Genomic DNA, 21,632 nt, shown 5'->3' on the forward strand with positions numbered 1-21,632 from the left:
ACAGGTCGGTGCGGGATGCGAACCTAAGAGTGTGAACACCGAAGCCAGGCAACCCGAGGACCACTCAGAGGACGGCACGGACGCTCCGGCCGTCGTAGAACCGGACGAGATCCGCACGGAGACCGTACGCCGCCTGGAGCGCTCCATGGGGACCCTGGGCACCGCCGCCGTGGCCCGCATGGAGGAGCGGCTCGCCTGGTTCCGCAGGATGTCCGCCCAGGACCGATCCTGGATCGGGCTGGTCGCCCAGTCCGGGGTGGCCGCCTTCGTGGACTGGTTCCGCAACCCGCAACGAGGCCGCCCCGCCATCACCGTGGAGGTCTTCGGCACGGCCCCGCGCGAGCTCACCCGTTCGGTCTCCCTCCAACAGACCGTCGACATGATCCGGGTGGTCATCGAGGTGGTGGAGGGCGAGGTCGACGACCTGGCGGCCCCCGGCGGCGCCCAGCAACTGCGCGAGGCGATCCTGCGTTACACGCGGGAGGTCGCGTTCAGCTCCGCGAAGGTCTACGCCCGAGCGGCCGAGGCCCGGGGCGCTTGGGACGCGCGCCTGGAGGCGCTCATCGTCGACGCCTTGCTGCACGGGGACCGAGAGGACGGACTACAGACCTGGGGGTCGGCCCTGGGGTGGTCGCACACCTCGGTGATCGCGATCGTCGGCGACCTGGGCGACCGCGAAGGCGGCAAGGCCATGGACGACCTGCGGGCCGCCGCTCGACGACTGGGCCATGACGTGCTCGCCGGACTACAGGGGAGCCGCGTGGTCGTCGTCGTGGGCGTGGGCGATCGCTACCCGGCGGACGACCTGCCCGCCGCGGCCGCCGAACCCCTGGCCGGGCTCTTCGGCCCCGGCCCGGTGGTGGTCGGTCCCGCCGTCCCCGACCTACGCTCGGCCGGAACGTCGGTGCGCGCCGCCGTCCAGGGGCTGCGCGCGGCGGTGGCCTGGCCCGACGCGCCCCGGCCGGTGCTCTCCGACGACCTGCTGCCCGAACGCGCCCTCGAAGGCGACACCGACGCGCGCCGCCAGTTGGTGGAGGAGGTGTACCTGCCCCTGCAGGGGGCCGGCTCCCCACTGCTGGACACGCTCTCGGTGTACCTGGAGCACGCGTCCTCACTGGAGGCCACCGCGCGCATGCTCTTCGTACACCCGAACACGGTGCGCTACCGCCTCAGCCGCATCGCCGAACTCACCGGACACATTCCGTCGGACGGTCGAGGCTCCTTCGTTCTGCGTGTGGCGGTGGCCCTCGGAAGATTGTCCGAAACCCGATCCTGACGCCTCGTGAGACCGGAATCAGCCAAGGTCGAGACAGCGGTCGGGATTCGGCGTAACCTGATCGTTGCCTGGCAAATCGCTTCTCTTATGGAAGTTTCACCAGCGTCGGGTATGTCTGTTACCGACCGTCTGCGCCCGGGGACCACGCGAAAGAGATAGATTTGATACGGGCAGGTTGCGGGTCGAACCAAGAGGCGACGAAAACCCTCGGGCGAGGTTCCCCGCACCGCTCCGTCACGACGTTCTTGGGGGGTCCAACGCAGTGGTCGAGCGACCGAGGAAGAGGTTTCGGGTACTACGCCCGGTGATCGATTTCGTTCTGCAGCCGACGCAGGAAGGCGAGCTCCGCAGACGGGTCCTGTTCTGGGTCCCGGCTCCGCTCCCTCTCCTGGGGCTGGTCTACCTCCTGGTGGGAGGCACCTTCTCCGCGGCCGGTTGGACGATCCTTCTGGCCGCCAGCGTGGGCGTGGCCTCGCTGTTGCTGGCCGCCGTCGTGCAGCCCACACCGTTGCCGGAAGGGTTGGCTCCGCCGGTCTCGGCACGGCGGTCCCTGCACCGGTTCCGTCAGTTCACCCAGCTCAGGCTGGCCCTGGCGCTGGCCCCGATGGTCATCGGCGCTTGCGCGGCGATCATCGGCGGTGGCATGTACCCGCTGTTCGCCGCGCTGGCCCTGGCCTGGCCGCAGTTGTTGCTGGCCATGCCCACCTTCTTCACCATCACGCGGGCGCGCCGTGCCATGGAGGCCTGGGGCACCACCGCCTACCTATGGCACGCCCTGTCGCGCCCGGCCAAGGTGACCTGGCCCATCGCCACACCCCTGGCCCGTTCCTTCCGTGCCTGGCGCACCGAACGAGCCCGTCGTCTGGCCCAGCAGAAGATCCAGGACCAGGAGCAGGACAAGGCCTGGAAGAACGCCGTGGCGACCGAGCGGGCCAACCCGACCGAGCCGACCACGCCCGCCGTCGAGGACGACAAGGCCGGGTCCGAGGACGGGACGCTACAGCGCACGCGCAAGCTGCGGGCGCTTCCGGAGGAGGACGCGGACAACGAGCCCACGGCGCTTATCCCGCACTTGGAGCGGGAACGGGACGCGTCCGCTGAGGACGTGCCCGCCGAGGAAGAGGCGAAGAAGGACGGGGACGAGAACGACATCCCGGCCGAATCGACCAAGAACGAGGTGGCGGCCTCCTCATGGGGTCCGGGCGCCACGGTGGGCCGGGCCGCCCGGCAGATCCTGGACCAGGGTGGCGCCCTCGGCCTGAGCGTGCGCAACCGCCGCCGTGGCCACGCCGGCCGCCGCCCGCCCTCGCACAAGCCCTAGAACGACCGCTCGTGGTGGTGTCCCGGCTCCGGGACACCACCACACGTGTGTTCGGCCCCGGTCACAACTCCACCGAACGACGGACCTCGGCCGGGGTGGTGTCGCCGCCCCGCGGGCAGTCGTACCAACGCGCCCACGCCTCACGGCCGTCGAAGTCCACCTCGCCGATGGTGTTGCCGAAGTAGGGCTTCTCGGCCAACCGCCACCGCAGCGGCCCACGCCGGACCCCGGACAGCCTGGCCATGACCACGCCCGCAAGATGGAAGGGCGCGCTCGCCGACAGGGTGGCCGCCCGACGGAAGTTGACCGGCAACTGGTTGCACAGCGCCGAGGAGACCAACTGGGTCACCCGGGAGGTCGTCCTACCCGAACGGGCGTGCGCCCGTGCCAGGTAGGAGAAGTGCACGTCCCCGCCGAGCAGGAGCACCGTGGCCGGAGCCGGGCCGCGTTCCCCGCGGGCCACCTCCAGCACCGCGTCGGCCAGTCGGTGGAACGAGTATTGGAAGGCACCCCAGTGCTCCAGGTCCAGGGCCTGACGCAGCCTCTCCGCCGGCCCTCGCATGGCCGATCCCCAGGCGCCGCCGCACACGGCTTCGTTCCAGGCCTCCAGATGGTGCACGGCGGGTGGCAGGAGCACGGGCACGGTGGAGGCCACCACGACGTGTTCCGGGCCGCCGGTGAGGTTCTCGTCCAGCCAGGTGTGGCCCCGCGGCCCGAGGATCGATCGGGAGCCGTCCCAGGGGTCGCCCTCGCCCAGCGCGCGGCCACAACGTGTGTCGGTCACCAACACCCGTACGTCGCCGATGTCGTGCCGGTGACTCCACCGGTAGGAGGAGGGTTCGACGTGCGCGCGCCAGGCGAAGGAGTCGACCGCGTCGGCGGCGTCCTTCCCCTGCTCGGCGTGGTCCCTCAACTCGGCCGACAAGGGGTCCTTGGCCCTGTCCTCCGGGGAGAGATTACCCACGTGCTGGTACACCCAGTAGGCGCCCAGGCCGCTCGTCACCCGCGTACGCCACCACGGTCGTTCGTCCATGGACCGACGCCAGGCCGCGGAGGTGTTCCAGTCGTCGCGGATGTCGTGGTCGTCGAAGACCATCAGGGTGGGCACGGTCGACAACAGCCACCGCACCTGCGGGTCCGACCAGGCCTGTCGGTACAGCTCGGCGTACTCGTCGTAGCGCACCACCTCATCGTCGGGGGCGTCGTCGGTGTCGTCTCCGCGCGTCTGGCGCAGGTAGGCGCGCATCGGCTCCTGGAGCTCGTCCGCGTACACCTGGTCTCCGATGAGCAACAGCACCAGGTTGCCCTCCACCGACTCGGTGACCAGGCGCCGGGCGGTGGCGCGCAACAGGTCCGGGCCATAGCGCACCAGCCCCTCAGGGGTATCGCCGGTGGGCGTGCGGCACGATCCGTACAGCAATCGGGTCCGCGCCGATCCGTCCAGGGTGCGCACGACGCTGGGCGGCATCGGGCTTTCGGGTTCGGGCCAGACCCGGTCCTCACCGAGAAAGACCTCATAGGACAGGGCTGCGCCCGACGGCAGACCCTCGATTTCGCACACGGCGTAGTGATGACCGTGGACCGTGAAGGTCCGTGCGGTGCCGACCAGACCGTTCTCCAACCGGACCCGCACGTCACAGGGGGCGTCGGTCTCCATCCACACCGTCGCCGTGGAGGTTCCCACGTGCCGCAGCTGCGGTCCCAGACGTAACGAGACAGTCACCCTTATCCCTTCTTTCGTTCATGTCCGTGCACGTTGACGACGAGTATGGCCCTTACGGGAGGGTTCCGCCATCCACAGGTTCACGGCGGATGGTTGCACCCGAGCCCGCGCTGCGCGAAGGTGGGCGCTATGCGGACACAGATCCTTGAGCTGCACACCGGTGGCTCGGAGAGCATCACCGACATCACCGGGCGGTGTGGTGACTTCGTCGCCGAGACCGGGGGCGACGGATTGCTCAACGTCTTCGTCCCGCACGCGACGGCGGGCGTGGCGATCATCGAACTGGGAGCGGGGTCCGACGACGACCTGCTCGCCTCCTTGGCCGACCTGCTTCCGGCGGACGACCGTTGGCGTCACAAGCACGGCACCCAGGGGCACGGGCGCTCGCACGTCATGCCTGCGTACGTCGCTCCACAGACCACCGTCCCGGTGGTCGGGGGCAGACTCGAACTGGGAACCTGGCAGTCCATCGCCGTCGTCGACCTGAACGTGGACAACCCCGACCGCAAGGTCCGGCTGTCCTACCTCAACGCCGATTAGACGGCGCGTGCGGGCCCCGAGTGTGGCGTGATCGCCGGCGCGTTGACGCCAGAAGGCACTACCGTGTGAACTAGACCATCAGCGATGGTTACGGACCCACGCGACGGGCGGCGAAAAGCCCGACATCGTTATGACGACTGCTTCGGCAGGCAAGATTGATAAAAACCATCTGTGGAGGAGAACTTTCGTGAGCGCGACCGCGGGCCAGGCACAAAGCGAACGCGGCTTGGCTGACCGACTCGGATTCAAGCCGGGTCAGGTGGTGCAGGAATTCGGCTTCGACGACGATGTCGACGAGGGACTGCGCGCTTCCATCGCCGAACTCACCGGCGAAGCGCTGGTCGACGAGGACTACGACGGCGATGTCGACGCCGCACTTCTGTGGTGGCGGTCCGACGAGGAAGACGACCTCACCGACGCCCTGATGGACACGGTGACCACCATCGCCGACGGCGGGACCATCCTGGTCCTGACCCCTAAGGCGGGACGTGATCTGCACGTGTCCCCCAACGACGTCGCCGAGGCGGCCAACACCTCGGGGCTGTCCCAGACCAGTGCGGTCAGCATCGGTGAGGAGTGGTCGGGCACCCGCCTGGTCGTCCCCAAGCGGTAAACGGGCCAAGACGCGGCAGGGCGCCCGCCGAGTGGCGGGCGCCGGCACCCATCCGTGCGCCGACCCGAGTGAATGTGAACATGAGACACGTCACCGAGGGCGACATCGCCCCCGCGTTCACCCTTCAGGACCAGTACGGTCAGGACACCACCCTGCCGCGGGGCGCACCCGCGCTGCTGGTCTTCTACCCGTTGGCCTTCTCCGGTATCTGCTCGGGCGAACTCGCCGACCTGAAGGAGAACCACGCCGGGTTCAAGGAGCTCGGCGTCACCGTGCTGGCGATCTCGGTGGACTCCACCTTCGCTCTGCGCACCTGGTCGGACCGGGAGGACTTCCCGTTCGCGCTGCTGTCGGACTTTTGGCCGCACGGCGCCACCGCCCAGGCCTACGGGGTGTTCGACCCCGAACGAGGGGTCGCCCGCCGAGGAACCTTCCTCATCGACTCCGAGGGCACCGTCGCCTGGTCGACCCTCACCCCGATCGGTCAGGCCAGGGACGTGACCGAGTACCTTGCGCGGGTCCGGTCCCTGAACGGATAAACCGGGCGCATCCGGCTCCGTGAAGCGGTATGATCACTCGCGAAGCAGCGGGCGCGTAGCTCAGTTGGTTAGAGCAATTGCCTTACAAGCAATAGGCCAGGGGTTCGAGTCCCTTCGCGCCCACTCCACTCTCGGACGACCCTGCTCGGCGGCCTCCGGCCGCTTCGCGGGGTCGTTTCGTCGTTCCCGCCGGGGGAGACCCCCCGACCCCCCGAGGCACCCCCTGCGGCCGGGGCCGCGCAGATCGGCGGGGTGGGTGGAGCGATCTCTTACAACGCGAGGCTGCGCTTCGTGGGTCGTAGTCGGCTTGCCCAGGGTCCATGGGCTCAGGGCGACCCTGGGTTCGTGGCCTTCGGCCACCTCGCCGGATCGTCTCGTCACCTGATCGTTCACGGGACCTCTCGTTTCCGGGCCCGCCGGAGGGCCCGGGTGTCGGTCAGAGGGGAACCCCTCCAAGCCAAGCGGTTGCAGGCTTCAGGGCGATCGATTCCGAAATCCGGTCGCTTGCTTATGAGGTCGCAGTACACAGGCATGATGGACGGTGTGGAGGTTCTGACTTCTTACAAACGGTTGCATTAACCCCTCTTGACACGGAAAGCGCTTTCTTTACTCTCGGGTGTAGAGCAGGTGAATGCTCATGCTCTACTACGAAGGGTGAGCAGTGAGGCGATCAAACAAGAGTCGGCTCGTGCCGACGCTGGCCGTGGCGGCCGCTGCGGTCACGGTGGCGGCCGGTCTGGCCCTGCCGACGACCTCTGCGTCGGCGCAGGTCGGTGAAGCCACGGGTTACGCGACCCAGAACGGCGGGACCACCGGCGGGGCGGGCGGGCAGACGGTACGTGCCACGACGGGAACCCAGATCCACGAGGCCTTGTGCGACCGGGCCGGCACCGACACCCCGATCATCATCGAGGTGGAGGGGACCATCGACCACGGCAACACCTCCAAGGTGTCGGGCGACGGTTGCGACACCGCCGACGATGTGATCGAGCTCAAGAAGATCAGTAACGTCACGATCATCGGTACCGGCGACGGAGCCGTTTTCGACCAGTTGGGCATCCACGTCCGGGAGTCCAGCAACATCATCATCCAGAACGTGACCGTCCGGAACGTCAAGAAGTCCGGCTCCCCCACCTCCAACGGCGGCGACGCCATCGGTATGGAGAGTGACGTCCGTAACGTCTGGGTCGACCATGTCACCCTGGAGGCGTCGGGTGGGGAATCGGAGGGCTACGACGGTCTCTTCGACCTGAAGAACAACACCCGGTACGTCACCCTCTCCTACAGCATCCTGCGTAACTCCGGCCGCGGCGGACTGGTCGGGTCCAGCGAGAGCGACCGCTCGAACGGCTACGTCACGTACCACCACAACCGCTACGAGAACATCGACTCGCGCGCCCCACTCCTGCGCGGCGGTATCGGGCACATGTACAACAACTACTACGTGGACCTGCACAAGTCCGGCATCAACTCCAGGGCCGGGGCCAGCGCGAAGGTGGAGAACAACCACTTCGAGGACTCCAAGGACGTCCTGGGCACCTTCTACACCGATGAGATGGGCTCCTGGGAGGTCGGTGGCAACATCTTCGACAACGTGACCTGGTCCAGTGAGGGCGACGAGAACCACCCCGCCGGGCCCGACCCGCGGTCCAACACCTCGGTGAGTATCCCGTACCCCTACGAGCTCGACGACGCCGGCTGCGTGCTGGACGTGCTGGACCGGACGGCGGGCGCGGACAAGGGCAACCGGACCTCGGACGGCGACTGCGAAGCGGAGGAGCCGACCGACCCCGAACCGACCGACCCCGAGCCGACGGACCCCGAGCCGACCGACCCGGAGCCGACGGATCCCCCCGACGGGACCAACCTCAGCATCGGAGCGGGCGCAGACGGTTCCGGTAAGGCCTCTGGGACCAGCTACGGGAACGTCCTCGACGGCGACATGAGTACCTACTGGTCACCGAGTGGCTCGACCGGTCGTATCTCGGTCAAGTGGGGCTCCGAAACCACGGTCTCCGCGATCAACATCCGTGAGGCGGCCGGAGCCGAAGGCAACATCGGCTCGTGGCGGGTCACCGATCACGCCACCGGTGCCGTCCTGGCGAGCGGCGGTGGAGCGGGCGCCATCACCTTCGAACCGACGACGCTTCGGAAGATCAACTTCGAGATCACCGGATCGAACGGCACACCGCGCGTCGCCGAGTTCGAGACCTACGCCGGCTAGTCTCCGGAAGGCGTGTGCCCCCGCCACCTGACGGAGAGAGTTCGGAGCATGGTGGTGAGCCGGGCCGGGGCGTGGCCGATCCACCCGGAAGCCACTTTCCCGGGACGACCCTGTCGGAGGACCGAGTCCCTCCCGCAGGGTCGTTCCATCGTTCCTCCTGGAAACGGTCTTGCGTAACCGGGCAGGAATCGATACGCCTCGCCCGGCCCGGGTCTTTACCGTGGGAACCACCACACGGTACGAGGGGCACGGGAACAGCGATGAGCAGCGGTGGGAACAAGGACCTCCGCGGACAAGGCGGCGGCCGACGCGCGGGAGGTGTGGGACGAAAGCGCCTCGATGCCGGAAGGGGCCGGGAACCGGCCGAGTGGGTGCGCACCCTCGTGAGGACCGCCGCATCGGACCCGGCCCCCGAGCTCTGGTACGGCCAACCCGCCTACGCCAGGAAGGGCAAGGTCGTGTGCTATTTCCGCAGCGGCCGGATGGACGAGGAGCGCTATCCCACGTTCGGGTTCTCCGCGCAGGCCTGCCTGGACAACGACAGCGGCCTGTGGCCGACGGCCTTCGCGTGGACCGAACCGAGTTGTCGATGGGCGCCTGGATGAGCGAGGGCTATAGGGATCGTAGAAAGTCCAACAGGGCCGTGTTCACCTCTTCGGGGCGCTCTTGCTGGGTCCAGTGGCCGCAACCGGGAAGCGTGATGTCGGCGTGCAGCTTCGGCACGATCCCCGTCAACACCTCCCGTAGTTCCGGAACGCCCTTCAGCGCGATGACCATGTCCTTGTCACCGACCACGTACAGCGCCGGCGCCTCGATCCGCAGACCCTGGAAGGCCGCCATCAGCCCCTGGTTCCGGTCGATGTTGCGGTACCAGTTCAGCGGCCCGGTGAAGGCGTCCGGAGCCGAGTAGTCCTCGGTGAACACCGCCAGGTCCTTCGTGGTCAACCAGACGGGCAGCTCGGACGGTTCGGGCAGGGAGTCCACCACACCCGCGCCCTCGGGGACGATCCACGGCACGGGCTCGGGGGAGGGGCCATCACCGGAGGCGGTGACCAGCAGTCGGCGAAGCGTGACGGCCGGGTCCGCGGCCAGTTCCGCGTCGGCGCGGCCGGGTTCCTGGAAGTAGGACTGGTAGTAGCGGTCCCCGTAGATCCTCCGAGAGGACTCGATCGAGGGCATGCCCGCCGGTGGCACGGGCGGCACGCTCAGACCCACCACGCCCCGTACCAGGTCGGGGCGGACCAGTGCGGTGCTCCACGCGACCGGGGCGCCCCAGTCGTGTCCCACCACCACGGCGTCCTCGGCACCCAACGCGGAGATCAGCGCGACGACGTCACCGACCAGGTGCGGCATGGAGTACTCGTCCACGCTCGCCGCCCGGTCGCTGCGCGCGTATCCGCGCTGGTCGGGGGCGACCACCCGGTACCCGGCCTCGGCCAGTGGGGCGAACTGGTGCCGCCAGGAGTACCAGCTCTCCGGGAAACCGTGCAGGAGTAGGACGAGCGGTCCCTCACCCTGTTCGGCCACGTGCAACCGCAGTCCGTTGACCTCGACGTGGTGGTGTTCGAGGTTCATGTCGGTTCCTCCTTCAACGCTTCGGGGCGGGCGCCGACGAATGCCACAGCCGCCACTCCGCGGGCGGTTCGTCGTGGATCGCCGTCCAGCAGGCGCGGGCCTCGCCCGCCGACGAACCACCCGTACCGTTCGCCCACTCTAGACGTCGAGACGAGGCGGGGAAGGGCTTTCCCGGCCGATGTGGACGCACCGACCGGGAAGCACCGGGGTCAGCGTTCGCGGTCGAACGCCCACACCGATAACGGGGCGAACACCGCGACCAACCCCGCCGACCAGGCCAGCGTCCAGGTGACGGTGTTCCCGATCGGTGTCCCGGTGAGCAAGGCCCGACCGGCGTCCATGACGTGGGTGACCGGGTTGATCCCCGCCCAGCTCCGCAGCCAGTCGGGCAGGGTCTCCACCGGTGCCGCCATGCTGGTGCCCAGGAGCAGTGGCAGGATCGCGATGAAGGTCAACGCCATGACGGTGGTCTCGTCGCGCATGAGCACCCCGAGGAACACCATCACCCAGCTCAGCGCGAACCCGAAGCCGATCGCCAGGGCGGAGGCGGCGATCGCCGAAACCGCGTCGGTCTCCACCCGGAAGCCCATGAGGAACCCGATGGCGAACAGGATCAGCACGGTGATCACGTACCGGACCAGGTCGGCCAGGACCGAACCGAGCAGCGGCGCGGAGCGACCGATGGGCAGGCTGCGGAACCGGTCGTGGACACCCTTCTCCATGTCGATGTTGATGTTGAGTCCGGAGGAGAGCATCCCGGCGATGCCCGCGCCCATCACCAGCACCCCGGGGAACAGGTACTGCAGGTAGGCGTCGGTGGATCAGGACACCGAGCCACCGAACAGGTACACGAACAGGACCATGAAGATCGCCGGGGTCATCACCCCGTTGACCAGGCTCCCCGGGTTGCGCAGGGATTTGGCCAGGCTCCGTCGGGCCAGCACGATGCCGTGTCGGATCAGGGCGGCGGGCCGGGCCGGGGCGGCCGGTCGTCGGAGCATGGTGGGGGCGTTCATGCGGTCTCCTCCTCGTGGGTGTCGCGAGAGGCGCCGGTCAGGGCGAAGAACACCTCGTCCAGGCTCGGCAGGTGCAGGGAGAACTCGGTGACCCGTATGTTCGCCTCGCGCAGGGCACGGGCCAGTTCCCAGGCGGTGGCGTCGCCATCGACCGGGACGGACAGGGTGTGGCCGCCCGTGTGGTCGGGCGCGCGGCCGGTGACCCGCTCCATGGCCAGGGCGGCGGTCGGAACCAGGGCGGGGTCGGTGGGGCGCAGCGAGACGGCCTGACCGCCGACCACGCGTTTGAGTTCGGCCGGGGTGCCGTCGGCGATCACCCGGCCGTGGTCGATCACGGCGATGGCGTCGGCCAGCGCGTCGGCCTCCTCCAAATACTGGGTGGTGAGCAGGACGGTGGTGCCCTCGGCGGTGAGTTCGCGGACCATGCGCCACAGTTCCTCGCGTTTGCCCGGGTCCAGGCCGACCGAGGGTTCGTCGAGGAAGACCACGTGGGGTCGGCCCACGAGCGAGGCCGCCAGGTCCAGCCGGCGTCGCATCCCTCCGGAGTAGGTGGTGACCGGACGCCGGGCGGCGTCGGTGAGTTCGAAGCGTTCGAGGAGTCGGTGGGCCCGGTCTGTGGCCCCGGCCTTGCCCAGGTCCAGGAGTCGGCCGATCAGGACCAGGTTGGCCGTGCCGGTCAGCTCCTCGTCGAGCATGCAGCCCTGCCCGGTGAGCCCGATCAGTCGACGCACTCGGGCCGCCTCGCGGACGACGTCGTGGCCGCCGACGGTGGCGGTGCCCTCGTCGGGGCGGGCGAGGGTGGCCAGGATCCGGATGGCGGTGGTCTTGCCCGCTCCGTTGGGGCCCAGGACGCCGAGGACGGAACCGGGATGGGCGGACAGGTCCACCCCGGCAAGCGCGGTCGTCTTCCCGAACCGTTTCACCAGCCCCCGGGCGTGGAAGGCGTAGTCGGTCATGGTGTGCCTCACTCGCTTTCGCAGCGGTGTTCAACTTGAAATGATGGCGTCATCTGGATGGTTAAGGTATCCGAGTGTTTGCGGTATCTCAACGTAGGATGGGTGGCACACCGCGGCTAGGAGGACGATGGTTCGGCTCAACAGGGCCCAGCAGCAGGAACACAATCGGGCGAAGGTGCTCGCCGCGGCCCGCGAGGAGTTCGCCGAACACGGATTCCGTGGCACCGGCATCGACCGCATCGCCGCGCGCGCCGAACTCACCCGCGGGGCCGTCTACTCCAACTTCCCGGGCAAGCGCGCCCTGTACTTCGCAGCCCTGGCCCAGGCCGCCGAAGAGACCCCACCGGGGAAGATCGACGACACCACCGTCGAACGGGCCCTGGGCGACTTCGCCCGCTCCCGGGTGGCCCGACCGCCCATCGGCGGCGACGAACGAGCGGGCGCCGACGTCATGGCCGAGATCACCGCCGACGCCCGGTTGGGCTCGGTCTTCGCCCGACTCGCCATGCTGGAGTCGGTCCTGCTCGGTATCGCCCTGGAACACCTGGATCCGCGTGGTCGCCGCGTCCGGGTGGCGCAGAGCGTGCTCACCACCTTGCATGGGGCGGAGCGGCTCGCCGCCGCGGCGCCCGGCTTCACCGACCCCTTCGCGGTCATCCGCGCCTGTGAGCACCTGGCCGAACTCGACCTGGAGGACGCCTGGCCGCTGCCGCACATCGCCCACGTCCCACTCGCTCGGGCCGCGAACGAGCCCTGGGAGGCCCCCACCGGGTTCGACCTGCTGACCCGCGCATCGGTGACGGTGGACACCGGGATCGTGGTGGTGCTCGGTCCGCACCGGCTGGAGGCGTTGGAGGAGGCTCTGCGCGCCGCGCCCGAGGGTGCGCCGGTCACCCTGGTCCCGGTCACCGACGATCCGGGTGAACTCCTGCCGCTGATCCGACTGGTCGTCGCCGAGCTGCGGGGGCACCTGTCCCGGGCCTTCCCGGCCCGGGCGTGGACCCGGGCGCGGATCGTGCCGGAGTCCGACGTCGCCGCCATGGCCGGCGTGGTCGACCCGGATGGAGAGACCGAGTCCGCGCTGTGGGTCGAAGACGGCCGGATCGTCGCTCGGGCCGAGGGGCGGGGCGCGGGTCACGCGGTGGCCGCCTTCGCCGCCGACCCCGTGCGGACGGGTGCGGCGACCGCGGACTGAGGGGGAGCCATCCCGAGTGGGCCCCGCCGTGTGGTTCCAGGCCCCGGTCTCGTGGTCGGGGTGGCGCTCGTGCCGGGAGACCCGGACCCCGCGTGGAGCGTGGGCGTCGAAGGCGACGTTCCTGCTGCCGGGGTGGGCCCCCGATACGAGGATTCCCGCACCTCGGGACCGACCGACCGCCGGAACCGACCCTCCCGGGCCGGCCGTCTCACCACAGCGCGAGTACCCGACCGGGTCCGCCCGAGGCGTCCAGGCCGGGCAGCACCCCCACCGTGAGCGTCGCGCCCATGGGAGGCAAGCGGTCCAACCCCGTCAGCGCCTCCAACCCCCACCGGTCGGCGCGGCCGATCGCCTCGTGGGCGGGGAAGTCGGTCGAGTTCCCCGGGTCGCTGCTCAAGGTGTCCACCCCGAAACCGGCCACTGAGCGCCGCTCCACCAGGAACTCGCACACCTGTGGTGAGAAGCCGGGGAAGTGCCAGGAACCGTCCTGGTCCAGACCCCGTACCGCCGCGTCGCCCTCGGCCCACCTGGCGCTCCACCCCGAACACATCAACACCGCCGTGCCCTCGGGGATCGGCCCGTGTTCGCGCTCGAACGCGAGCACGTCGTCCACTCCCACCGTGGTGTCGGGATCCTGCGCCGCGCGCTCCCGGATGTCCAGTACCACCGCCGGCACGACGAGCTCCTCGGGCGTGATGTCGGGCACCAGCCGTCCGCCGCCGATCACGTGTCCGGGTGCGTCCAGGTGGGTCCCGGTGTGCTCGGTCAGGCTCCATCGTTGCAGGTAGAACCCGAACCCACCCTCCGGTGCGGGCGGGCTCAACGTCTCACGAGCCGGTTTCACCTCGTCCCAGGATGGCATGTCGGGGGAGATGGTGTGGGTGAGGTCCACGACCCGACCGAACCCGCCGGGCCACGAACGCACGCCCGCGGGCCGCGTCGGCGTCGGGGCGCGCGTGGCCCCTTCCGTACGCGAACGAACGGTCTCACCGGTTCCGTGCAGACACATGGGTCCTCCTGCCGCCTGAGTGGTCTCGCCCGGGATATCCCCGGTGCGCCACCCGCTTCAACCGGATTCTGGTTCCGGGTGGCCGTTTCCCTCCCGTTCGGGCGGTCGGACCGATTGAATGGTCGCAACGTCCAATGGGGGAGGAAGCCCATGCCCGAGGCCGGTGCCGAGTGGTGGAAGTCCAGTGTCGTCTACCAGATCTACCCGAGCAGCTTCAACGACAGCAACGGTGACGGGATCGGGGATCTGCCCGGGATCATCGGCAGACTCGACTACCTGAAGCGGCTGGGGGTGGACGTGGTGTGGCTGTCCCCGGTCTACCCCTCTCCGTGGGACGACAACGGGTACGACATCAGCGACTACATCGACATCGATCCGCGATTCGGCACCCTCCAGGACTGGGACCGGCTTCGCGATGGACTGCACGAGCGTGGCATGCGTCTGGTGATGGACCTGGTGGTCAACCACACCAGCGACCGGCACCCCTGGTTCGAAGCGTCCCGCGCAGGGGTCCCCGACAAGGACGACTTCTACTTCTGGCGTCCCGGGACCAAGGGCGGCCCGCCCAACAACTGGGGTTCGGTGTTCTCCGGACCCGCCTGGACCCATGACCCGGGCCGTGACGAGTACTACCTGCACCTGTTCAGCCCTTCCCAGCCCGATCTGAACTGGGAGAATCCGAAGGTGCGTTCGGCCGTGCACGAGGTCGCCCGGTGGTGGTTGGACCGGGGCGCCGACGGTTTCCGCATGGACGTCATCAACTTCGTGTCCAAGAACCCGAAGCTGCCGGACGGCCCGATGGTCGGCGATTACGGGATCTTCGCCGACCACGCCATGAACGGTCCCCGACTGCACGAGTTCCTGCACGAGATGCACCGGGAGGTCTTCGACGGCCGTGACGTGCTGACCGTCGGTGAGATGCCCGGGGTGAGCGTGGAACAGGCCCGTGTCCACACCAACCCCATCAACCGCGAACTGAACATGGTGTTCCAGTTCGAACACGTGGACCTGGACCACGGCCCCGGCGGCAAGTTCGATCCGCGTCCACTGGACCTGGTCGAGTTCAAGGCCTCACTGAGCCGCTGGCAGACCGGCCTGGGCGACGTGGGATGGAACAGCCTCTACTTCAACAACCACGACCAGCCGCGGTCGGTCTCGCGTTATGGCGACGACGGGGAGTACCGGGTGGAGTCGGCCAAGGCCCTGGCCACCACCCTGCACATGATGCAGGGCACCCCGTACGTCTACCAGGGCGAGGAACTGGGCATGACCAACGCCGGCTTCTCCGACATCACCGACCACCGGGACCTGGAGACCCTCAACCACCACCGCACCATGGTGGTGACCGGGCGGGTCGACTCCGAGAAGGCGATGGCGGGGATCGCCAGGATGAGCCGGGACAACGCCCGTACCCCCATACAGTGGGACGCCTCGGCTCAGGCCGGTTTCACCGACGGAACGCCGTGGATCGCGGTCAACGACAACCACACCGAGATCAACGCGGAGGCGGCCGTCGCCGACCCCGACTCGGTCTTCCACCACTACCGGCGCCTGATCGAGCTGCGCAAGGAGCACCCGATCATCGTGCACGGTCGCTACGCGCCGCTGTTGGAGGACGACCCCCGGGTGTTCGCCTACACCCGTACCCTCGACGGTCGGACCCTGCTGGTGTTGGCCAACTGGAGCGGGGGAGCGGCCCCGGTGGAGCTGTCGGGGGACATCGTGGGCACCGGTGGGCGGATGCTCATCGGCAACTATCCCGAACCCGAACGGGTGCTCGCCCCGCTGCGCCCCTGGGAGGCGCGCGTCCACCTCCTGGACTGAGCCTCGATCGACGTTTCGTCCGCGGGCCGATCACCGGATCGTGATCGGCCCGTTCGTCGCCCAGGCCCGATCCGTCAGTACGGTGTTGTAGGCCGAGCGAGCGGATTGGGAGCTTTCATGAGGGTCGTCATCGTCGGAGCCGGTGTGGGCGGGCTCGCCCTGGCCCGCGGACTGCTCGACCAGGGGCACGAGGTCGAGGTGCACGAACGCGCGACGGGGCCGCGCACCGGTGGGGCCGGGTTGGGCCTGTGCTCCAACGGTGTGGCCGCCCTGGACGCGCTCGGGATCGAGGTGTCCGGGATCGGCCGCCGTCTGGACGGCCTGGAGAACCGTGATCCCTCCGGCCGTGTGCGCTACACCCTGGACGTGGAGGCGGCCCGCGAACACTACGGCTTCGAGGCGCGCACCGTGCCCCGGCGGGACCTGCTGGCGCTGCTCGCCTCCGGTCTGCCCGAGGGCACCATCCGCTACGGGCGGATCTGTACCCGGGTGCGGGTGAACCCGGACGGTTCGGTGAGCGCGCTGTTCGGCGACGGGACCTCCGCCGACGGTGACGTGGTGGTGGGCGCCGATGGGGTGCGTTCGGCCGCCCGACGCGACCTGTGGGACGGCGACCCGGTCCGCCCCACCGGGTGGGCCAGTTGGCAGGCGTTGACCGAGGTGCCCATGGACGCCGCAGAGGGCACGGTCGCGGCGGTGGTCCAGGGCCGCCAGGGCATGTGCGGGATCATGCCGGCCGGGGACGGGCTGGTGCAGTGGTGGTTCGACGTGCGCTGGCGTTCGGGCATGCGGCATCCGGTGTCCCCGGCGAGTGTGCTGCGCCGACTCTTCGGTGACTGGACGGACCCCTGGGTGCGCGCGGTCCTGGAGCACGCCGCCGACGACGAACCCGAACTGTTCGAACACGTCCGGCACCGGGTGCCGCGGGTTTGGGGCGAGGGCGGGGCGACCCTGCTGGGCGACGCCGCGCACACGTTCCCTCCCTCCACCGCGCAGGGCGCCAACCAGGCATTGGAGGACGCCTGGGCGCTCACCCGGGTACTGGGTGAGGAGGGGGTCGAACGCGATCCCGCGTGGGCGCTGCGTCGGTACGAAAAGGCTCGCCGCGGCCCGGCCTCACTCGCCTCGATGGCCTCCGGCGCGGAGGCGATCATGCGTTTGGCCCCACCGCGTTTCCTGGGTCGTGAACGGCTCGGAGCCATGGCCACCCGGCGGTTCATCGGCTATCTGGGCGGTGTGAGCAACGTGCTGACCGACCGCACTCCCTGACCCCCGGAGGAGGTCCGGAACCGGCTCTATTACCTGCACGGCGCGATGGCGGTCTCCGGGGCGGGAGGGGACCTGGAGTACGTGGCCGGCAGGGAGGGCGACCCCCTGGGCGAACCGGTGCCGGTCCTCCTGTCGGGCCACAGCCATGGTGGAGTCGTGGAGGAGGCCGCAAGCCCTCCGGGTGAGCCCTACCCCACCGGGGGATCCGAGGTCCCCTGAGCCTCGAAACGGGTCCGGGCGCGGGTTCGGATTTTTTGGGATCGGCTCAAGTGAGGTTAGACTAACCTTGGTTGTGGTCGGGTTCGTCCTGATACGCCCGGCTTTCGTGCTGCCCGGACTCGGGCGCTCCCCCGGTACGAAACGGCCCGCCGAGTACGACGAGGTCGCATCCCGTGACGAAGAAAGCAGTGAGCATGAACCCCACTCTGCGCCGCTTCGGCGGTCTCGGCCTCACCACCGCCCTGGCACTGGGCCTGGTCGCCTGCGGTACCGACGACAGCGGCGTTGACGGCGACGCGGCCCCCGCCGACGGCACCTTCCCGATCGAGATGGAGAGCGCGCTGGGGACCGCCGAGATCCCCGAGCGGCCCGAACGCGTGGTCACCCTCGGCCAGGGATCGGCCGAGACCTCCATCGCCCTGGGCGTGGTCCCGGTGGGAATCGAGAGCTACGAGTGGGGCGCCGACGACACCGGCTACCTGCCCTGGATCCACGAGGCCGTCACCGAGTCCGGCGAAGAACTCCCCGAACAGTTCGCGGGCGCCGCCGACATCGACTTCGAAGCGATCATCGAACTCGCCCCCGATGTCATCCTCGCCCCCTGGTCCGGCATCACCCAGGAGGACTTCGACATCCTCAACGACATCGCCCCCACGGTCGCCTACCCCGACCTGCCGTGGAGCACCGACTGGGACCAGCAGATCGAGATCATCGGCGAGGCGCTCGGGAAGCCGGAGGAGGCCACCGGCCTCGTCACCGAGATCGAGGACACCTTCGAGCAGGCCGCCGCGGACCACCCCGAGTTCGCCGACCTGTCCTTCTCCTACGTCTACACCGACGGCCCCGGCACCCTCGGCGTCTTCCTGCCCGACGAACAGCGCGTGGCCATGGTCCGCGGCCTGGGCCTGGAGGTCGACCCGATCGTCGAGACCTTCCCCGAGACCGAGGGCACCGACTCGGCCCTCATCGGGTTGGAGAACGCCGACCAACTCTCCGACAGCGACCTGATCTTCACCTTCTACAGCGACCCCGAGTCGCGCGCGGAGATCGAGGAGCAGGAGCTGTACGCGGCCATCCCCGCGATCGAGGACGGTGCGGTGGTCGCCAGTGAGGACAACGCCTTCGTCACCGCCTCCTCCCTGATCAACCCGCTCACCGTTCCGTGGACCATCGACCGGTACGTGCCCCTCATCGAAGAGGCCGCCGCCGAGATCGACGACTGACCCATCGCCAGGTGAACGTGAAGACACGCACGACGGCACCGCCCAAGGCCGGGCCCGTCCGCGCCACGCTCATGTTGGGCGTGGGCGTGGCGGCCCTGGCCGGGGCGGTTCTGCTCAGTCTGGTCGCGGGCAGCAAGCCCACGCCTCCGCTGGAGGTGCTGGGGGTGTTCACCGGTGGCGCCGACCCCTACATCGTCACCGTGGTGGAGAGCCGGATCCCCCGGACGATCGTCGGTGTGCTGGCCGGTGCCGCCCTGGCGCTGGCAGGCACGCTCATGCAGGGCGTCACCCGCAACCCGCTGGCCGACCCCGGTCTGCTGGGCGTGAACGCGGGTGCCGCGGCGGCCGTGGTGACCGCCACCGCACTGCTCGGGCCCACCTCGGTCACCGGAACGGTCTGGTGGGCGCTGCCCGGTGCCCTGCTGGCCGGACTGGCCGCCTACACCGTGGGAACCCGCGGCGGCGACGGGGGTATGGTGCGTCTGCTGCTGGCGGGCGCGGTCGTCTCGGCCGTCCTCACCGCCTACGTCCAGGCGGTGGCGCTCAGCATGCCCGACGTCTTCGACAGCTACCGCTACTGGGTGGTGGGCTCCCTGGCCGGACGTGGCGTGGACGTGGTCCTCGCGGTCCTGCCGGTCATCGGCCTGGGCCTGGTCCTGGCCCTGTTCGTCATGGGCGGCCTCAACGCCTTGGCCCTAGGGGACGAGGCGGCCGTGGCCACCGGGGCCAACGTCACCGTCACCCGGGCCGGCGGTCTTGTCGCCGGGGTGCTGCTGGCCTCCGGGGCGACCGCCGCGGCGGGCCCCATCGCCTTCGTCGGTTTGGCCGTGCCGCATGTGGTGCGCTCCCTGGTGGGGGTGGACTTTCGTGTCCAGGTGCCCTTCGCGGCGCTGGTCGGTCCGACCCTGCTGTTGGTGGCCGACGTGGTGGGGCGCACGGTGGTGCGACCCATGGAACTCATGGTCGGCGTCGTCACCGCGTTCGTGGGCGCTCCGGTACTGCTGTACGTGCTGCGCAGGACGAAGGGGGCCTCATGAGCCGCACGATCTCCGAGCCCACGCAGAGCGAGAGCACCCGCGGGGGGCCGCCCGAACCCGCACGACGGGTGCTGCGGGTCGGGCGGCTGCTCGCCCTCCCCGTCCACCCGCGTTCCCTCGTCATCGGATCGGCGCTGCTGGTGGTGCTGCTCGTGGCGGCCGCGGCCACCCTCAGCCTCGGCCGTCTGGGCATTCCCCTCGCCCAGATCCCCGCCGCGCTCGGCGGGCAGGGTGAGGCGACCCACCTGTTCGCCCTCGAACGCCTGCGCGGCCCCCGTCTGGTCGTCGCCGCCGGCACCGGTGTGGCCCTGGGGTTGGCCGGATCCCTGTTCCAGTCGGTCACCCGAAACCCCCTTGGCAGCCCCGACGTGATCGGGCTCGCCGCCGGTGCCGGGGCCGGCGCTTCCGTCGCCGCGCTCGCGCTGCCCGGGATCGTTCCCGTCCCCTTGGGGGCACTGGCCGGAGCGTCCCTGGCCATCGTGATCGTGTACCTGGTGACCGGAACGGGACTGCGCGACCCGGGCCGTCTCATCATCGCCGGGATCGGAGTGGCCGCCATGGCCACCGCCCTCACCCACTTCGTGGTGTCGGTGATGGCCCGCGACCAGGCCGGCGTGCTCGCCTCCTACGTCAACGGAAGCCTGTCCGCCAGATCCTGGGACCACGCCGCCACCATCTGGGTGGCCGTGGCCCTGGCCGTACCGTTCGTGCTGGCGTTGGCCGGCCCCATCACCGTCAACGAGATGGGCGACGAACTCGCCGACTCCCTCGGGGCCGGCGCCACCACCACGCGCACCGGAGCGGTCGTGCTTTCGGTGGTGTTGTCGGCGGCCGCGGTGAGCGTCGCCGGACCCATCGCGTTCATCTCCCTGACCGCGCCCCAGATCGCCCGCCGACTCAGTGCCGCGCCCGGCCCCAACCTGGTGCTGTCCGCGGTGGTGGGCGCACTGATCCTGGTCTGCGCCGACCTGGCCGTGCAACAGTCCCCGGTCGGTGACGGTCTGCCGGTCGGCGTGTTCACCATGGCCCTGGGCGGCGTGTACCTGGGCTACCTGCTCATCCGCGAATGGCGAAAGGGAACCCTTTGAACGGCGAGACCACCCCCGTGCTGTCCGCTCGGAGCCTCACCCTCGGCTACGGGGGCGACCCCGTCGTGTCCGACCTGGACATGAAGGTCGACGAGGGCGAGTTCGTGGTGATCGTGGGCCCCAACGGCTGTGGGAAATCCACCCTGCTCAAGGCGCTGGGTCGGGTGAACCGTCCGGTCCGGGGCAAGGTCCTGCTGCACGGGGAGGACGTGCGCTCCCAGCGCGCCAAGGCGGTGGCCCGCAAGCTCGCCCTGCTACCGCAGAGCCCGCTGGCCCCGGAGGGCATCACCGTGCGGGCGTTGGCCGCTCGTGGACGTTTCCCCCACCACACGCTGCTGCGCCAGTGGAGCCCCGAGGACGAGGTCGCCATCGCCGCTGCCCTGGAACTCACCGGACTGACCGACCTGGCCGACACCCAGGTGGGCTCGCTGTCGGGCGGTCAGCGTCAACGTGCCTGGGTGTCGATGGTGCTGGCCCAGGACAGCCCCACCCTGCTGCTGGACGAACCCACCACGTTCCTCGACATCGCCCACCAGTACGACCTGCTGGAGCTGTTCGCCGAACTGCACCGGCAGGGTCGCACCGTCGTGGCGGTCCTGCACGACCTGGCGCAGGCGGCCCGGTTCGCCACCCGCCTGGTGATGATGCGCGACGGGGAGATCGTTGCCGACGGAGCGCCCGCCGAGGTGGTCACCGCCGACCGGGTGCGCACCGTGTTCGGGTTGAACTGCGACGTGATGCCCGACCCGCGCACCCGGACCCCGCTGGTCATCCCGCATGAGCGGGCCGTACCGGAAGGGCCGCGCGAGCGCGAGGACTCCGACCACGCCAGAGTGGGTTAGCCACCGTCTCGTCGGCCACGGGGGTCACCCGTTCGGGTGTGCCGAAGGTTTCGCCCTGTTCGGCACCCGAACACCCGACGGGGCCGCGAGGGGTCGTCGGGGAACCTGCGGGTGTACGTGCTAGGGGTACCATCCGGTCGGTA

The 21,632-nt window shown here is 69.6% G+C and carries 21 protein-coding genes and 1 tRNA gene; 16 read left to right on the forward strand and 6 right to left on the reverse strand.

All coding sequences use genetic code 11. The features are described 5' to 3' along the window. The first annotated feature begins 31 nt into the window (after window positions 1-31). The gene (locus NLI01S_RS16655; protein ID WP_067605477.1) at window positions 32-1,276 is read left to right on the forward strand and encodes a PucR family transcriptional regulator; all 1,245 of its coding nucleotides are present in this window, start codon (window positions 32-34) and stop codon (window positions 1,274-1,276) included. Between the two features lie 304 nt (window positions 1,277-1,580). Further along, window positions 1,581-2,597, forward strand: a complete 1,017-nt coding sequence (locus tag NLI01S_RS16660) for a hypothetical protein (RefSeq protein WP_190318494.1) — start codon at window positions 1,581-1,583, stop codon at window positions 2,595-2,597. A gap of 61 nt (window positions 2,598-2,658) precedes the next feature. On the opposite strand, the gene NLI01S_RS16665 is transcribed toward NLI01S_RS16660, so the two are convergent. Next, complete coding sequence (locus tag NLI01S_RS16665) at window positions 2,659-4,320, reverse strand: alkaline phosphatase D family protein (RefSeq protein WP_067605484.1); 1,662 nt, start codon at window positions 4,318-4,320, stop codon at window positions 2,659-2,661. Between the two features lie 129 nt (window positions 4,321-4,449). Here NLI01S_RS16665 and NLI01S_RS16670 point away from each other — a divergent pair, with 129 nt between their 5' ends. From NLI01S_RS16670 to NLI01S_RS25780, 6 genes are all read left to right on the forward strand, one after another. Beyond that, complete coding sequence (locus NLI01S_RS16670; RefSeq protein WP_067605493.1) at window positions 4,450-4,860, forward strand: secondary thiamine-phosphate synthase enzyme YjbQ; 411 nt, start codon at window positions 4,450-4,452, stop codon at window positions 4,858-4,860. A gap of 187 nt (window positions 4,861-5,047) precedes the next feature. Then, window positions 5,048-5,473, forward strand: a complete 426-nt coding sequence (locus NLI01S_RS16675; RefSeq protein ID WP_067605496.1) for a DUF3052 domain-containing protein — start codon at window positions 5,048-5,050, stop codon at window positions 5,471-5,473. Between the two features lie 80 nt (window positions 5,474-5,553). Then, window positions 5,554-6,012, forward strand: a complete 459-nt coding sequence (locus tag NLI01S_RS16680) for a peroxiredoxin (RefSeq protein WP_067605499.1) — start codon at window positions 5,554-5,556, stop codon at window positions 6,010-6,012. A 49-nt stretch (window positions 6,013-6,061) separates the two neighbouring features. After that, window positions 6,062-6,135, forward strand: a tRNA-Val gene (locus NLI01S_RS16685). Between the two features lie 565 nt (window positions 6,136-6,700). Beyond that, window positions 6,701-8,236: a polysaccharide lyase family 1 protein gene (locus NLI01S_RS16690; RefSeq protein WP_157091057.1), complete on the forward strand. Its 1,536-nt coding sequence runs from the start codon at window positions 6,701-6,703 to the stop codon at window positions 8,234-8,236. 383 nt (window positions 8,237-8,619) lie between these two features. Continuing rightward, window positions 8,620-8,841: a hypothetical protein gene (locus NLI01S_RS25780; protein ID WP_190318495.1), complete on the forward strand. Its 222-nt coding sequence runs from the start codon at window positions 8,620-8,622 to the stop codon at window positions 8,839-8,841. A gap of 7 nt (window positions 8,842-8,848) precedes the next feature. Here NLI01S_RS25780 and NLI01S_RS16700 read toward each other — a convergent pair whose 3' ends face one another. From NLI01S_RS16700 to NLI01S_RS16710, 4 genes are all read right to left on the reverse strand, one after another. Then, the gene (locus tag NLI01S_RS16700; RefSeq protein ID WP_067605505.1) at window positions 8,849-9,811 is read right to left on the reverse strand and encodes an alpha/beta fold hydrolase; all 963 of its coding nucleotides are present in this window, start codon (window positions 9,809-9,811) and stop codon (window positions 8,849-8,851) included. Between the two features lie 209 nt (window positions 9,812-10,020). Then, window positions 10,021-10,617, reverse strand: coding sequence for an ABC transporter permease (locus NLI01S_RS16705; RefSeq protein WP_223809275.1), 597 nt, complete (start codon window positions 10,615-10,617; stop codon window positions 10,021-10,023). A gap of 15 nt (window positions 10,618-10,632) precedes the next feature. Further along, entirely contained in the window at window positions 10,633-10,827 is a 195-nt protein-coding gene (locus NLI01S_RS26450; protein ID WP_223809273.1) for a hypothetical protein, read from the reverse strand. Continuing rightward, window positions 10,824-11,783 carry an ATP-binding cassette domain-containing protein gene (locus NLI01S_RS16710; protein ID WP_067605506.1) on the reverse strand — a complete coding sequence of 320 codons (960 nt, stop codon included), beginning with the start codon at window positions 11,781-11,783 and terminating at the stop codon, window positions 10,824-10,826. Before NLI01S_RS16710 ends, NLI01S_RS26450 begins: the two co-directional genes overlap by 4 nt. 127 nt (window positions 11,784-11,910) lie before the next feature. Here NLI01S_RS16710 and NLI01S_RS16715 point away from each other — a divergent pair, with 127 nt between their 5' ends. Continuing rightward, window positions 11,911-12,978, forward strand: a complete 1,068-nt coding sequence (locus tag NLI01S_RS16715; protein WP_067605509.1) for a TetR/AcrR family transcriptional regulator — start codon at window positions 11,911-11,913, stop codon at window positions 12,976-12,978. 208 nt (window positions 12,979-13,186) lie between these two features. Here NLI01S_RS16715 and NLI01S_RS16720 read toward each other — a convergent pair whose 3' ends face one another. Then, window positions 13,187-13,987: a cyclase family protein gene (locus NLI01S_RS16720; protein ID WP_067605511.1), complete on the reverse strand. Its 801-nt coding sequence runs from the start codon at window positions 13,985-13,987 to the stop codon at window positions 13,187-13,189. 150 nt (window positions 13,988-14,137) lie between these two features. Between NLI01S_RS16720 and NLI01S_RS16725 the strand changes: the two genes are divergently transcribed. From NLI01S_RS16725 to NLI01S_RS16750, 7 genes are all read left to right on the forward strand, one after another. Continuing rightward, window positions 14,138-15,811, forward strand: a complete 1,674-nt coding sequence (locus NLI01S_RS16725; RefSeq protein ID WP_067605514.1) for a glycoside hydrolase family 13 protein — start codon at window positions 14,138-14,140, stop codon at window positions 15,809-15,811. 117 nt (window positions 15,812-15,928) lie between these two features. After that, window positions 15,929-17,080 (forward strand): FAD-dependent oxidoreductase, encoded by a 1,152-nt coding sequence (locus NLI01S_RS16730; protein ID WP_067605517.1) that lies wholly within the window; start codon window positions 15,929-15,931, stop codon window positions 17,078-17,080. Window positions 17,081-17,125: 45 nt separating this feature from the next. Further along, a complete protein-coding gene (locus tag NLI01S_RS25785; RefSeq protein WP_157091058.1) occupies window positions 17,126-17,299 on the forward strand; it encodes a hypothetical protein in 174 nt (57 codons plus the stop codon). Window positions 17,300-17,493: 194 nt separating this feature from the next. Next, on the forward strand, window positions 17,494-18,522 hold the full coding sequence (locus NLI01S_RS16735) for an iron-siderophore ABC transporter substrate-binding protein (RefSeq protein ID WP_067605550.1): 1,029 nt from the start codon (window positions 17,494-17,496) through the stop codon (window positions 18,520-18,522). A gap of 71 nt (window positions 18,523-18,593) precedes the next feature. Beyond that, on the forward strand, window positions 18,594-19,559 hold the full coding sequence (locus NLI01S_RS16740) for a FecCD family ABC transporter permease (RefSeq protein WP_084392664.1): 966 nt from the start codon (window positions 18,594-18,596) through the stop codon (window positions 19,557-19,559). Next, complete coding sequence (locus NLI01S_RS16745; protein ID WP_067605523.1) at window positions 19,556-20,647, forward strand: FecCD family ABC transporter permease; 1,092 nt, start codon at window positions 19,556-19,558, stop codon at window positions 20,645-20,647. The genes NLI01S_RS16740 and NLI01S_RS16745 overlap by 4 nt, the downstream gene beginning before the upstream one ends. Then, complete coding sequence (locus NLI01S_RS16750; protein ID WP_371850617.1) at window positions 20,644-21,489, forward strand: ABC transporter ATP-binding protein; 846 nt, start codon at window positions 20,644-20,646, stop codon at window positions 21,487-21,489. The genes NLI01S_RS16745 and NLI01S_RS16750 overlap by 4 nt, the downstream gene beginning before the upstream one ends. Window positions 21,490-21,632 lie beyond the last annotated feature (143 nt).

The sequence above is a fragment of the Nocardiopsis listeri NBRC 13360 genome (assembly GCF_001570765.1).
GTDB classification, from domain to species: Bacteria; Actinomycetota; Actinomycetes; order Streptosporangiales; family Streptosporangiaceae; genus Nocardiopsis; species Nocardiopsis listeri.

Excerpts from the sequence above, each read along its gene's own strand:
- NLI01S_RS16670 (WP_067605493.1), top strand. The coding sequence starts at position 4,450 with ATGCGGACACAGATCCTTGAGCTGCACACCGGTGGCTCGGAGAGCATC.
- NLI01S_RS16680 (WP_067605499.1), top strand. The coding sequence starts at position 5,554 with ATGAGACACGTCACCGAGGGCGACATCGCCCCCGCGTTCACCCTTCAG.
- NLI01S_RS16700 (WP_067605505.1), bottom strand. The coding sequence starts at position 9,811 with ATGAACCTCGAACACCACCACGTCGAGGTCAACGGACTGCGGTTGCAC.
- NLI01S_RS26450 (WP_223809273.1), bottom strand. The coding sequence starts at position 10,827 with ATGAACGCCCCCACCATGCTCCGACGACCGGCCGCCCCGGCCCGGCCC.
- NLI01S_RS16710 (WP_067605506.1), bottom strand. The coding sequence starts at position 11,783 with ATGACCGACTACGCCTTCCACGCCCGGGGGCTGGTGAAACGGTTCGGG.
- NLI01S_RS16715 (WP_067605509.1), top strand. The coding sequence starts at position 11,911 with ATGGTTCGGCTCAACAGGGCCCAGCAGCAGGAACACAATCGGGCGAAG.
- NLI01S_RS16720 (WP_067605511.1), bottom strand. The coding sequence starts at position 13,987 with ATGTGTCTGCACGGAACCGGTGAGACCGTTCGTTCGCGTACGGAAGGG.
- NLI01S_RS16725 (WP_067605514.1), top strand. The coding sequence starts at position 14,138 with ATGCCCGAGGCCGGTGCCGAGTGGTGGAAGTCCAGTGTCGTCTACCAG.
- NLI01S_RS16730 (WP_067605517.1), top strand. The coding sequence starts at position 15,929 with ATGAGGGTCGTCATCGTCGGAGCCGGTGTGGGCGGGCTCGCCCTGGCC.
- NLI01S_RS25785 (WP_157091058.1), top strand. The coding sequence starts at position 17,126 with ATGGCGGTCTCCGGGGCGGGAGGGGACCTGGAGTACGTGGCCGGCAGG.
- NLI01S_RS16735 (WP_067605550.1), top strand. The coding sequence starts at position 17,494 with ATGAACCCCACTCTGCGCCGCTTCGGCGGTCTCGGCCTCACCACCGCC.
- NLI01S_RS16740 (WP_084392664.1), top strand. The coding sequence starts at position 18,594 with ATGTTGGGCGTGGGCGTGGCGGCCCTGGCCGGGGCGGTTCTGCTCAGT.
- NLI01S_RS16745 (WP_067605523.1), top strand. The coding sequence starts at position 19,556 with ATGAGCCGCACGATCTCCGAGCCCACGCAGAGCGAGAGCACCCGCGGG.